Source organism: Nocardioides sp. BGA-UO-ETr-FS32, assembly GCF_059567905.1.
In genome coordinates this window covers 43,700-56,150 of sequence record NZ_JCAQOX010000014.1, presented here as the reverse complement: position 1 = coordinate 56,150, position 12,451 = coordinate 43,700, and the positions used below count along the sequence as shown (strand labels likewise).

General features: G+C 73.1%; 12 protein-coding genes. 6 read left to right on the top strand and 6 right to left on the bottom strand.

Annotated features, from left to right (window positions below; all coding sequences use genetic code 11):
* Window positions 1-2: 2 nt before the first annotated feature.
* Together AC57BS_RS10100 and AC57BS_RS10095 are read right to left on the bottom strand one after the other, a co-directional pair.
* Entirely contained in the window at window positions 3-890 is an 888-nt protein-coding gene (locus AC57BS_RS10100) for a hypothetical protein (protein ID WP_496411317.1), read from the bottom strand.
* Between the two features lie 57 nt (window positions 891-947).
* Window positions 948-2,129 carry a hypothetical protein gene (locus AC57BS_RS10095; protein WP_496411316.1) on the bottom strand — a complete coding sequence of 394 codons (1,182 nt, stop codon included), beginning with the start codon at window positions 2,127-2,129 and terminating at the stop codon, window positions 948-950.
* Between the two features lie 154 nt (window positions 2,130-2,283).
* Between AC57BS_RS10095 and AC57BS_RS10090 the strand changes: the two genes are divergently transcribed.
* The 4 genes from AC57BS_RS10090 to AC57BS_RS10075 all read left to right on the top strand — a co-directional run bounded on the left by AC57BS_RS10090 (window position 2,284) and on the right by AC57BS_RS10075 (window position 5,805).
* Entirely contained in the window at window positions 2,284-3,180 is an 897-nt protein-coding gene (locus tag AC57BS_RS10090; RefSeq protein WP_496411315.1) for an ABC transporter ATP-binding protein, read from the top strand.
* On the top strand, window positions 3,177-3,992 hold the full coding sequence (locus AC57BS_RS10085; RefSeq protein WP_496411314.1) for an ABC transporter permease: 816 nt from the start codon (window positions 3,177-3,179) through the stop codon (window positions 3,990-3,992). The genes AC57BS_RS10090 and AC57BS_RS10085 overlap by 4 nt, the downstream gene beginning before the upstream one ends.
* Window positions 3,993-4,315: 323 nt before the next feature.
* On the top strand, window positions 4,316-4,867 hold the full coding sequence (locus tag AC57BS_RS10080) for a cysteine hydrolase family protein (RefSeq protein WP_496411313.1): 552 nt from the start codon (window positions 4,316-4,318) through the stop codon (window positions 4,865-4,867).
* The gene (locus AC57BS_RS10075; RefSeq protein WP_496411312.1) at window positions 4,867-5,805 is read left to right on the top strand and encodes a PfkB family carbohydrate kinase; all 939 of its coding nucleotides are present in this window, start codon (window positions 4,867-4,869) and stop codon (window positions 5,803-5,805) included. Before AC57BS_RS10080 ends, AC57BS_RS10075 begins: the two co-directional genes overlap by 1 nt.
* On the opposite strand, the gene AC57BS_RS10070 is transcribed toward AC57BS_RS10075, so the two are convergent.
* Window positions 5,806-6,894: a YihY/virulence factor BrkB family protein gene (locus AC57BS_RS10070; protein WP_496411311.1), complete on the bottom strand. Its 1,089-nt coding sequence runs from the start codon at window positions 6,892-6,894 to the stop codon at window positions 5,806-5,808. It abuts the gene before it with no gap.
* A 64-nt stretch (window positions 6,895-6,958) separates the two neighbouring features.
* Here AC57BS_RS10070 and AC57BS_RS10065 point away from each other — a divergent pair, with 64 nt between their 5' ends.
* Entirely contained in the window at window positions 6,959-7,777 is an 819-nt protein-coding gene (locus tag AC57BS_RS10065) for an NAD-dependent epimerase/dehydratase family protein (RefSeq protein WP_496411310.1), read from the top strand.
* Here AC57BS_RS10065 and AC57BS_RS10060 read toward each other — a convergent pair.
* Both AC57BS_RS10060 and AC57BS_RS10055 read right to left on the bottom strand, forming a co-directional pair.
* A complete protein-coding gene (locus AC57BS_RS10060; protein ID WP_496411309.1) occupies window positions 7,767-8,684 on the bottom strand; it encodes an SDR family oxidoreductase in 918 nt (305 codons plus the stop codon). The two genes, AC57BS_RS10065 and AC57BS_RS10060, sit on opposite strands and share 11 nt — an antisense overlap.
* 36 nt (window positions 8,685-8,720) lie before the next feature.
* Complete coding sequence (locus AC57BS_RS10055; protein WP_496411308.1) at window positions 8,721-10,091, bottom strand: NAD(P)-binding protein; 1,371 nt, start codon at window positions 10,089-10,091, stop codon at window positions 8,721-8,723.
* Window positions 10,092-10,161: 70 nt separating this feature from the next.
* On the opposite strand from AC57BS_RS10055, the gene AC57BS_RS10050 reads away from it, so the two are divergent.
* Window positions 10,162-10,623: a GNAT family N-acetyltransferase gene (locus AC57BS_RS10050; protein ID WP_496411307.1), complete on the top strand. Its 462-nt coding sequence runs from the start codon at window positions 10,162-10,164 to the stop codon at window positions 10,621-10,623.
* A gap of 18 nt (window positions 10,624-10,641) precedes the next feature.
* Here the strand turns inward: AC57BS_RS10050 and AC57BS_RS10045 are convergent, their stop codons facing one another.
* On the bottom strand, window positions 10,642-12,447 hold the full coding sequence (locus tag AC57BS_RS10045; protein WP_496411306.1) for a sensor histidine kinase: 1,806 nt from the start codon (window positions 12,445-12,447) through the stop codon (window positions 10,642-10,644).
* Between the last annotated feature and the right edge of the window lie 4 nt (window positions 12,448-12,451).

Sequence of the window (12,451 nt, the reverse complement as noted above, 5' to 3'; positions counted from 1 at the left end):
GATCAGCGGCCCGGGTAGTCCTTCGGCGGGTGGTCGGGACCGTTCGAGTCGTCCTCGGACGGAGGCTGCTGGCCGTACGGGTTGGGGTTGTCCTGGCCGTACGGGTTGGGCTGGCCGTACGGGTTCTGCTGGCCGTAGGGGTTGTCCGCGCCGGGCGGCGGCTGCTGGCCGTACGGGTCCTGGCCGTAGGGGTTCGGCTGGCTGCCGTAGGGGTTGTCCGCACTGCCGTACGGGCCGGGCTGGCCGTACTGCGCAGGCGTCGCGGCGTACGCGGGGGTGCCCTTGAACCACTCGCCCGCACCACCGGTGAAGAGCAGCACGATCGTGGCGATCGCGGCGATCATCGACACCGCGGAGACTCCGCTGGCGATGCCGATGAGCGACAGCAGCGCGACGACGCCGCTGGAGATGACGAGCAGGATGCGGGCCACGTTGGAGCGGCGCAGCACGAAGACCGCGAGCACGATCGAGATGAGCGCCCAGACGAGGAGCACCAGGATCACGGCGACCAGGACGCCGACGATCGACTCCGGGTCGAGGTCGAGCTGGACGTCGGTGCCGGGGGGGCCGGACTGCATCTCGCGCTCGATCTCGTCGATCAGGTCGTCGCGGGCGACGACGAGCCCGAGGGCGCCCAGGCCGAGGAAGACCGCAGTGATGCCGGAGAAGACGATGGCGATCCAGGCCGCGGCGGTCACGGTGCCGGGGCGACGGTCACCGGCGGGCTGGCCGTACGGCTGCTGCCCGTACGGCTGCTGCCCGTACGGCTGCTGCCCGTACGGCTGCTGGCCGTACGGCTGCTGGCCGTAGGGGTTCCCCTGCGGAGGGGGACCGTAGGGGTCCTGGCCGTACGGCGTGTGCGTCGGGCCGGGGTCGCTGGGCTCGCTCATGGGGCTATCTCACCATGCCCGCACAACGCCGCCCCACCACGTCGGAGCGGGCCACGATCAGCGGGCGTCGAGGGAGAACCAGCGCCGCACCTCGACCCGGCGCAGGCACACGACGGTGGCGACCGCGGCCGCCGCCGGGACCAGCACGAGCGGGGCGTTGAGCACGAGGGCGAAGCACGCGGCAGCGCTGAAGGCCGCACTGACCATCAGGCCGCGACGCGCCCACGCGCGGCGGGCCATCGCGAAGCCGGCCAGCACGAGCGCCACCACGCACCACACCACGAAGGCGCCAGCCACCGCGAACACCGTGGTGCGCAGCTGGTCGAGGGTCAGGCCGTCCTCCACGAGCTCGGGCTGCTGCTGCTCGAGCAGGCTCATCAGGAAGTCCGGCGAGAGCCCGGCGATCGCCAGCCAGAGCACCGAGAGACCGAGCAGCCCCCCGGCCGTGACGACCGTGATGACGAAGGCCGCCACCATCGCGCCGGGCCGCGGGGGAGCGGGCTGGTGCTGGGGCCAGGCGGCGGGCCGCTGGGCGTACGGCTGCGGGTAGGGCTGCGACGGGGGTCCGGGCAGGGCGCCGGGGTGGGGATAGGGCTGCCCGTACGGCGACTCCGCGGGCCGACCGCCGGGGTGCTGCTGCGCGGCCGGGGGCTCGCCGAAGGGGCGGCTGGCCGGCGGCGGGGTGCTGGGCGCGTCCGGATCCTGCACGTCGGGCGCCTGCGGCGCCCGGCTCCACGGGTCGGGCCGATCGGACGACCTGGTGGCGTCCTTGGTCGACTCCTTGGGCCTGGCCGGCGCGGGCGGGGTCCACCTGCCGGTGGCGAACCACTCGCGCCCGGGCTGCATCCACAGCATCGCGGCGCCTGCGGCGACGAACGAGCCGGCGAGCCCGCCGGCCGGCAGACCGGTGACGAAGACCGGCACGGCGAAGAGCGTCAGGCCGAGCCGCGCCGAGCGGTCGGGCTTTCGGACGTACCAGCCGAGGATCGCGGTGGCGCACGCGCAGACCGCGGCGATCATGCAGGAGATCCGCAGCAGCTCGGTGGTGCCGGAGACGGTCAGGTCGAGGGAGGTGAACGGCGAGTCGGCCAGGACCTCGCTGATCGCCTGCTGGGTCTCGAGCGAGCCGAGGGAGGTCACCCGCTCCCACACGGTGAGCAGCACCACCACCGACGAGAACATGACGATGCCCGACGCCAGGCTGACCTGGGGCGGACGCTGCGTGGTGGGCTGGCTCACCCCACCATTGTCCCAAGTCGCCCCCAACCACCACCCACCCGCACCCCACCCCCGCCCCGGGGCCGCGCTGGGGGTCATCTCAGGGTCCGCCTCGGGGACCGACGGGGCCCTGTCCCCGATGCGCCGGGCCGCTCGTCGCGGCGAGGCTGGGGCCATGATCAGCGTCGAGCACCTCACCAAGCAGTACGGCCGGTTCACGGCCGTCGACAACGTCTCCTTCACGGCCGCCACCGGTCGCGTCACCGGCTTCCTCGGCCCCAACGGCGCCGGCAAGTCCACCACCATGCGCGTCATGGTCGGCCTGACCCGCCCCAGCTCCGGCCGCGTCACGATCACCGGTCGCGACTACCGCGAGCTGGTCAACCCCGGCCTCGAGGTCGGCGTCCTCCTGGACGCCTCCGCCCAGCACGCCGGTCGGACCGGTCGCGAGATCCTCGCGATCGCCGCGCAGACCATGGGACTGCCCAAGGCCCGCGTCGCCGAGACCCTGGCCCGCGTCGGCCTCACCGAGGAGGAGGCGGAGCGCCGGGTGCGCAACTACTCCCTCGGCATGCGCCAGCGCCTCGGCATCGCGACCGCCCTGATCGGCGACCCGCAGGTGCTGGTCCTCGACGAGCCGGCCAATGGCCTCGACCCCGCGGGCATCCGCTGGATGCGCGACCTCCTCCGCGGCTTCGCCGACGACGGCGGCACCGTGCTGCTGTCGTCGCACCTGCTCCACGAGATCGAGGTCATCGCCGACGACCTCGTCGTCATCGGGCAGGGCCGCATCGTGGCGCAGGGCACCAAGGCCGAGCTGCTCGCCGGGGCCGGCACGATCGTGCGCACCAGCCACGTCGACGTGCTCACCCGGGCGCTGACCCAGGCCGGGCTCGTCGCCCATCCCGTCGACGGCGGACTGCGCGTCGACGCCGAACCCGAGACCGTGGGCGAGGTCGCGCTGCGCGCCGCCGTACCCCTCCGTGAGCTGCGCGGCGCCGACGGCGCCGGCCTGGAGGAGATGTTCCTCGAGCTCACTGCCGAGACCGCCCGTGAAGGAGCAGCAGCATGACCACCGCAACCGCCACCCCGATCCGTACGACCCCGCACGCCGAGCGCACCGCCCGCACCATCGCTCCCATCCCGCTCACGCGCCTGATGGGTGTCGAGCTGCGCAAGATGTTCGACACCCGCGCCGGGTTCTGGCTGATGGCCAGCGTCGGCATCGTGACCGTGCTGGCGAGCGCCGCGGTCATCCTGTGGGCACCCGACGACGTCATCACGTTCGAGACCTTCGCCACCGCGATGGGCATGCCGATGTCGGTCATCCTGCCGATGATCGGGATCCTCTCGATCACGAGCGAGTACAGCCAGCGCACCGGACTGACGACCTACACGCTCGTGCCCTGGCGCGGACGCGTCGTGCTCTCCAAGCTCCTGGTCGTCCTCGGCATCGGCGTCGCGTCGATGTTCGTGGCCCTCGGCGTCGGTGCCGTCGGCACCCTCGTCGGCTCGGCCGTCACCGGCCTGGACCCGGTCTGGAACATCACGGTCGAGCAGTTCGGGCTGATCGTCCTGGCGAACCTCATCGGCATGCTGATGGGCTTCATGCTCGGCACCGTCATCCGGAACTCGCCGGCGGCGATCGTGGCCTATTTCGTCTACGCGCTGGTCCTGCCCGGTGCCCTGGGTGCCCTGGCCGCCTTCCAGCAGTGGTTCGAGGACCTGCAGCCGTGGGTCGACGTGAACTACGCGACGATCCCGCTCTTCGACGGGAACGTGACCGGTGAGAACTGGCTCCAGCTCGCGATCACCACGACGGTCTGGCTCTGGATCCCGCTGGCCTTCGGGCTGCGCGCGGTCCTGCGTGCCGAGGTGAAGTAATCCCCTTCTTCCCTCGTGCCCATCAGCGGCTGCCGATCGGGGGACCGGCGGCCGCTGATGCCTGTCCCGGGGCGGGGCTGGGGCTGGGGCTGGGGCTGGGGCTGGGGCTGGGGCTGGGGCTGGGGCTGGGGCTGGGGCTGGAGTATCCGGATATCCGGTGACCGCCTTGGTTACAGGTAGAGATCTCGACCTGGAAGCACGAAACGCGGGTGCAAACCTGCCCCCACCGGACCCGATGACTGAGGACGCGGTGGACGGATCCCGGCTCCCGGTCCGACCGCCACGTCCTCAGACACCTCAGGGGCTCTGACAGGCTGGGCCGCATGCATCCCGACGCCTGGTTGGTCGTCATCGACCCGCAGCGGATCTTCGCCTCGCCCGACAGCGAGTGGGGCTCGCCGATGTTCGCCGAGATCGTCGAGCCCGTACGCCGCCTCGCCGCCGCCGCGGGAGAGCGCACCGTCGTCACGCGCTGGGTCCCGGCACCCGACCCGCAGGGCAGCTGGGCGGCGTACCTCGCGGCCTGGCCGTTCGCCGACGTGCCGGCGGACGACCCGCTGCTCGAGCTCGTGCCGGAGGCGACGGGCCTCACCGACACGACCGTCTCGCTGCCCACCTTCGGCAAGTGGGGACCGGAGCTGGCGGCGATCACCGGGGCGACGCCGCACCTGGTGCTCGCAGGGGTGAGCACCGACTGCTGCGTCATCTCGACCGCGCTCGCGGCAGCCGACGCGGGCGCGACGATCACCGTCGTCACCGACGCGTGCGCCGGCTCGACCCCCGACAACCACCGCTCCGCCATGGACGTGATGGCGCTCTACCCGCCCCAGATCACCCTGGCCACGACCGCCGAGGTCCTCGGGGAGGACGCCTGATGAGCCGGGTGATCCACACCGGCCAGGCGCTGGTCGACGTCGTCGTGGAGGTGCCCGGCCTCCCGCCGCGCGGCCAGAACGTGATGGCCTCCTCCGCCACCGACTACGCCGGTGGTGCGGTGACGGTGCTCGTCGCGGCCGCGCGGTTCGGCGCCGACTGCGTGCACGCCGGCGCCCACGGCACCGGCCCGCACGGCGACCTGGTCCGCGAGGCGCTAGACCGGGACGGCATCGCGGTCTCCGCTCCCCCGGTCCCCGGCCTCGACACCGGCATCTGCGTGGTGATGGTCGAGCCGAGCGCCGAGCGCACGTTCGTCACCACGCTCGGCGCCGAGCGGCACATCAGCGTGGAGTCCCTCGCGACCTCACGGCCCGGCCCCGGCGACCTCGTCTGCGTCACCGGCTTCTCGCTGGCCTTCGACAGCACCCGCGACCCGCTGCTCGCCTGGCTGCCGGACCTGCACCCGGAGGTGGTCGTCGTGCTCGACCCCGGGGCCGCGTTCGCCGACCTGCCCGAGGACGTACGCACCGCGATGCTCGAGGTGACCGACGTCTGGTCGAGCAACGCCGAGGAGGCCGAGGGCCTCCTGCGCGCGGTCGGCCACGAGCCCCCGGGCGACCTGGCCGGGCTGACCACCGCGGTCGCCCCGTTGCTCCGCGGTGACGCCGTCGCCATCGTGCGCGACGGCCCGGAGGGTTGTGCGGTGCGGGTGGCGGACGAGACGACGTACGTCCCCGGCTTCCCCCAGACGCCGGTCGACACCAACGGCGCCGGCGACACCCACACGGGGGCGCTGCTGGCCGAGGTCGCGGCCGGTACGCCGTGGGTCGAGGGGTGCCGGCGCGCCAACGCGGCGGCCGCCATCAAGGTGACCCGGCGCGGGCCGGAGTCGGCGCCGACCGCGGTCGAGGTGGACGAGTTCCTGGCCGAGCGCTGACTACTTGCGACCGCTCGACTCGCGCAGCCGCCGCCCACGCTCGATGTCCTGCTGCTCCTTCTTGGCCGCCTTGTCGGACTTGCGGGTGTCGCGCGGGGGCAGCTGGAGCTCCTCCTCGGCCGCGATGCCGGCCTGGAGCTGGCGGCCGCGCTCGAGCTCGGCGTCGAGCTCGGCGCCGAAGAGCAGCGCGAGGTTGGTGATCCACAGCCACAGCAGGAAGGCGATCACGCCCGCCAGCGAGCCGTACGTCTTGTCATAGCTGGAGAAGTTGGCGACGTAGAAGCCGAACGCCGCCGAGGCCAGCACCCACACCACGATCGCGACGAACGCGCCGATGCTGATCCAGCGGAACTTCGGCTGCTTGACGTTGGGCGTCGCGTAGTAGAGCAGTGCGACGATCATGACGACGACCCCGAGCAGCACCGGCCACTTCGCGATGCTCCACACCGTCACGGCCGCCGTCTCGAGCCCGATCGCCCGGCCGACCGCCTCGGCGGCGGGACCGGTGAGGACGAGACCGACCGCGACGACCGCCGCGAGCAGGACCGTGAGCAGGGTGACGAGCAACATGACCGGGCGGAGCTTCCAGATCGGCCGGCCCTCGTCGATCTCGTAGATGCGGTTCATCCCGCGACCGAAGGCGTTGACGTAGCCCGACGCCGACCACAGCGCGGCGGCGAGACCGATCACGAGGGCGAGCCCTGCGCTCTCGTTGGAGGCGAGCGCCATCAGGGTCGGCTCGAGGGTGTCCGCCGCGGACGATGCGCCGACGTCGCGCAGGATGTCGAGCAGCGTCTCGACCGTCTGCTGCCGCTGGCCGACCAGGCCGACGAGCGAGAGCAGGGCGATCGCGCCCGGGAACAGCGCGAGGACCGAGTAGTAGGTCAGTGCCGCGGCGAGGTCGGTGCACTGGTCGTCACTGAACTCGCGCACGGTCTTGCGCAGCGCATAGCCCCACGTCGGCTTCACGAGGTCGCCGGGCGAGTCCGGCTTGGGCGGAGCGTCCGGCGCGGGGGCGGTCCGCTCACGCTCCGCGCTGGTGGACTCCCCGACGGCGGGATCGGTGGTCGAGTCGGATCGGTGCGTCATGGACGTCCAGTGCCCTCGGGCGGACCCGTCCATGCGCGGTGGGACGCCTCGCTACCGTGACTGCGTGACCCCTGACGTCCTCCTCGTCGGCGCCGGCGACCTCGGCGCCGCGGTCGGCCTGCGCCTCGCCGACCTCGGCCACGACGTGCTTGCGCTGCGCCGCGACGCCGCGAAGGTGCCGGCACCGCTCGTCGGGCGGTCGGTCGACCTCACCAGTGAGCCGCCGGACCTGTCGGACGTACGCCCCCGCCTCGTCGTCGTCGCGCTCACCGCCCGCCCGCGGACCGAGGAGGCCTACCGGGCGACGTACGTCGACGGGATGGCCCGCGCCCTCGACGCCCTTGCCGGGCCGCCCGAGCGGGCGGTGCTGGTCTCATCCACCGCGGTGCACGGCAGCCGCGAGCGGCCGGACCTCGAGGACGAGACGGCGCCGACTGCTCCGAGCGACGGCCCCGGTCGGATGCTCGTCGCCGCCGAGGAGGCCTTCCACGAGCGGGTCCCGCACGGCACCGTGCTGCGGCTCTCGGGCCTGTACGGCGGCAGCAGCACGCGGCTGCTCGACCAGGTCCGCGAGGGTCGGGTGAGCGACCCCCACCGGTGGACCAACCGCATCCACCGCACCGACGCGGCGGCTGCCGTCGTCCACCTGCTGACGATGCCCGCCGAGCCCGAGCGGCTCTACCTCGGCACGGACGACGAGCCGGCGCAGATGGGCGACGTCGCGGCGTACCTCGCCGAGCGGCTCGGGGCGCCCGCTCCCCCGCCGGCCGACCCGGAGCAGGGCCACGGCAAGAAGCTGTCCAACGCGCGGCTGCGTTCGACGGGGTGGGAGCCGATGCTCCCGACCTACCGCGAGGGCTACGCGCGGGCGGTCACATCGTGACCGGCATGCCCCCGGTCACGGCGATGACCTCCCCGGTGACGTAGCTCGACTCAGGTGAGGCGAGGTAGACGAAGGCCGTCGCCACCTCGGCCGGCTGGCCGGCGCGCCCCAGCGGGGTGTGCTCGCCGAACGACTCGACCTTCTCCGGGGGCATCGTGGCGGGGATGAGCGGCGTCCAGATGGGTCCGGGCGCGACCGCGTTGACCCGGATGCCCTGCTCGGCGACCGACTGGGCGAGCCCACGGGTGAAGTTCACGATCGCCGCCTTGGTCGAGGCGTAGTCGAGCAGCTCCGGCGACGGCGAGCTCGACTGCACCGACGAGGTGTTGATGATCGTCGATCCGGCCCCCATGTGCGGCAGGGCCATCCGGCACAGCCAGAACATCGCATAGACGTTGGTCCGCATCACCCGGTCGAGCTGCTCGGTCGTGATGTCGGCGATGCCGCCCGGCTGCGCCATCTGGTAGGCCGCGTTGTTGACGAGGATGTCGATCCGGCCGAGCTCCTCCACGGTCGTGTCGACGAGCGCCTTGCACGCCTCCTCCTGCACGAGGTCGGTCGGCACGAGCACCGCGCGGCGTCCCGCCTCCTCGACGAGTCGCCTCGTCTCGCGGGCGTCCTCCTCCTCGCCCTCGAGGTACGCGATCGCCACGTCGGCTCCCTCGCGCGCGAAGGCGATCGCGACCGCGCGGCCGATGCCGGAGTCGCCACCGGTGATGAGCGCGACCTGGTCGAGCAGCCGGTCGTGGCCGACGTACGTCTCCTCCCCGTGGTCGGGCTCGTCGCCCATGCGGCGGGTCACGGAGCCCTCGTCGCCGGGCTTCGGCAGCTGCTCGCCCTCGGTGTCGGGCTGCTCGTGCACGCGGGTGGGGTCCTGGCGGGTCTGGTCTGCCTGTCCTTCGGTCATGCCCACGAGTACCCGACGCTGCGGGGTCGATACGGGCTACGCCCGCGCGAGGCGTACGAGCTCGGCGGCCCGCTCCACCCCCGGGCCGGCGTGCTCGGCCAGGCGTTCGCGCACCCGGTCGAGCGCGGCAGATGGCGGGTGCCCGGGCGGGACCCGCGCCGGGTTGAGCGCGACGGTGTCCGCCCACGCCCTGACGTCGGGCTCGGCCGAGAAGACGGCGGTGTTGCGGGCGCCGAGGACGTTCATCTCGACCCAGTCGGCCGGGGTGTCGCCGTAGTGGCTCGGCGCGCAGAGCCGGTTCTTCTCGGCGTCGTCGGACCGGGTGGCCTCGACGTAACCCGTGAGCGCCGCGCCGAAGCAGGGGAACCCGGCCCGCACGGCCTGCAGCGTGATGACCTCGGGCCGCCACTGCGGCACCATCGGTGGGATGCGCAGGCCGCTGGCGGCGCAGTGCACGACCACCGCGTCCGGTGCGACCTCGACCGTCCCGTCGGCGAACACCAGCCGGCCGCGCTCGACGGCCAGCAGGTGCCCGCGGCGTACGACGTCCTCGACCGTGCGGAGCACGTCGAGCTCCCACCGGCCGAGGATCGGCACCCGCGCCATCGTCGGGACCCGGGAGCGGTCCAGGCGCAGCAGCACCCCCGCGTCCTCCAGTCGAAGCAGCATGTCGTCGACCGACGACGCCGCGACCGCCGACTCCCACAGGTCCGCCGCGGCGCCAAGGAACAGGGTCGGGTCGGGTTGGACGACGGCCCGGTCGAACATCCACGGCTCGCGGGGCCGGACCCAGCAGACGTGGTCGGGGTCGGTGCCGGTCGTGAGCAGCCGGACGATCGCGTCGGTCGCCGTCTTGCCGGACCCGACCACCACGAACGGCCCGTCGTCCTCGAGGTCAGCCAGGTCGTTGACCGGGACCACCCGAGCGCCGGCGCCGACCGCGAAGGGCGGCGGCACCTCGGCCGGGATCGTCGGCGCGAGGTAGTGGGCGTCGACGACCCGGCAGCGCTCCGGCACGTCGAGGCGCCGGCCGTCCGCGCGCACGACCGCGCCGTCGGCGTACTCGCTGCCCAGCCAGAAGACGACGCGTCCCGTCGCCTCCAGCCGCGCGAGCACGTCGTCGAAGTAGGCCAGCACCTCGGCCTGCGACGCACGCTCGTGCAGCCCGGCCTCGGGTCCCGTGGCCTGCAGCCGCCCGCCGAAGGGCGTCGACGCGACGCCGTAGAACCACGAGGGCTGGTGGAGCCGCACGAAGGAGTAGGCCTCGCGCCAGTGCCCGCCGACTCCCTCACGGCGGTCGACGATGACGACGCGAGCGTCGGAGTGGTCGACCAGCGCATCGGTGAACGCCAGGCCCATCGCCCCGGCCCCGACCACGAGGTGGTCGGCGTCCAGTGTGCGAGTCATGGGCACACGCTGGCACACCACCCGACCTCGCCGTCACCCGTACGAAACACGAGCACGCCACAATCTGCGCGTGCAGATCTCCCGGGCCGACTTCGCCGACCCCCGCCTGGCGGCGTTCCTGCAGGCACACCTCGACGACATGGAGCCGACGGCGCCGCCGGAGAGCCGGCACGCGCTGGACCTGACCGCGCTGCAGGGCGACGGCGTACGCCTGTGGGTGGGCATCGACGGCGACTACCTGGTCGCCACCGCGGCGCTCGCTGCGCTGGAGGACCGGCACGAGGAGCTCAAGAGCATGCGGACGGGCCCCGCGCTCCGCGGCCGCGGCCTGGCGTCGCGGATGCTGGCACACGTCCTCGACGACGCGCGCTCGCGCGGGGTCGAGCTGGTGTCGCTGGAGACCGGCAGCATGGCGTTCTTCGAGCCGGCCCGCAGGTTCTACGCCCGCGCCGGCTTCGTCGCCTGCCCGCCGTTCGGGTCGTACGTCGAGGACCCGAACAGCACGTTCATGAGGCTCGACCTGACCACGTGACAGGCCGGGCCCCCGGCCTCACTCCGGTCGGACGACGTCGTCGGCGAGCTCGCCGGTGTACGCCGGGAACCTGACCGTCGCGGTGGTGCCGCGGTCGCGCTCGGAGTCGAGCTCGATGGTCGCGCCGTGCCGGCTGACGATCCGGGCGACGATGGCCAGGCCGAGGCCGGTGCCGGGACGCGCCAGCGCTGCCGGGTTGGTCGAGCGGAAGAACTCGCGGAAGAGCTGGGCCTGGTCGGGCTCGGAGATGCCGATGCCGGTGTCGGTGACCGTGGCGACGACCGTGTCGCCCTCCGCGGCGACGCGTACGGTGACGCTCCCGCCGGGGTCGGTGTACTTGATCGCGTTGGACGCCAGGTTGGTGAAGAGGCGGTGCAGCTCCTCGGGGTCACCCGCCACCCGTACGGGACCGTCGGGCAGCTCGGCGTGGCAGGTGACGTCCCCGGCTGCCGCCGCTGCGTGGCACTCCTCGTAGACGTCGTGGACCACGCGGCGCAGGTCGACCGCCATCGGGTCGAACTCGCGGTTGGGGTCGGAGACCTGGGCCATGGTCAGCAGGTCGTCGATCACGGCCCGCATCCGCGCGGCACCCCGGCTCGCGGCCGCGACCGACCGGCGCGCGTCCTCGTCGAGCGTGCCGGTGTTGAGCAGCTCGAGGTTGGCGCTCATCGAGAAGAGCGGGTTGCGCAGCTCGTGACCGAGGGTGTTGACCACCTCGACGCGGTAGCTGTCGAGCTTGCGCAGGCGGTCGACGATCGCCCGCTCGAGCTCGAGCTGGCGCGCGTTGGCGACGGCGCGGCCGAGGTCGCGACCGATGTCGAGGGCGGCGTCGATCTCGACGTCGGTCCAGCTCCGGGCGTCCGAGACCCGGGTCAGCACGAGGAAGCCGAGGCACTCCGGCCCCACCCCCAGCGGGACGAAGAGCACCGAGCCGATGCCGATGAGGTCGAGGAAGCCGAGCAGCCGCTCGGCGTCCTCCGGCGGGAGGCCCGGCTGGTCGGCGTTGCTGCGGGAGAAGGGCGCGACGTACTGGTCTCTCCAGTAGCGGTGCGCGAGGCGGATGACGACGTCGTCGATCTCGGCGAACGGCGGCACCTCGTAGTCGTCGCCCATCACGAAGGAGGTCGTCCGGGCCGGGCCGCCGTCGGCGTCGAAGGCCGTGAGCCACATGCCGACGGCGTCGAAGCAGGTGACGACCGTCGACCGGCAGGCCTCCAGGACCAGGTCCAGCGTCGGCTCGCCCAGGGCCCGCCGGACGATCTCGCGCGCCTGGGTCGCCATCCGGACCTTCTCGCTGAGCTCCTCGCGCTCGAGGGCGAGGAGGACGAGGGTGCGCGCCACGCCGGCGTACTGGGTGAGCACCGCGAGCTTCTGCGCCGACGGCAGGCGCCCGTCGCGCGGGCTGTCGACCGACAGCAGGCCGCGCAAGCGCCCCTGGTCGTCGTGCAGCGGAGCTGCGAGCAGGTCGAGCGGGTGCCACGCGTCCTCGGCGTCCAGTGGCGTCACGTCGGGGATGTGGCTGTAGGCGAGCGCCTCGGCGCTGGCCCGGTCGTGCGGGACGAAGCGCCACACGCCCCACTCGTCCGCGCCGGCGAGGTCGTCCTCGATCGACTCCACGGGCACCTGGGTGCCGACGAAGCCGTCCTCGACCCCGGCCGCGGCGACGACCTCGAAGTGGTCGTCGCGGCGCAACGTGAGCGACGACTGCTCGAACCCCGCGAGGGTGGCCACGCCCTCCACGAGCACCTGCAGGTGCTGGCGGGTCTGCTCGTCGGCCCACGGCACAGCGGCCACGCGGCGCTGGCCCCGTGTGTCGTCCTTCATCGCA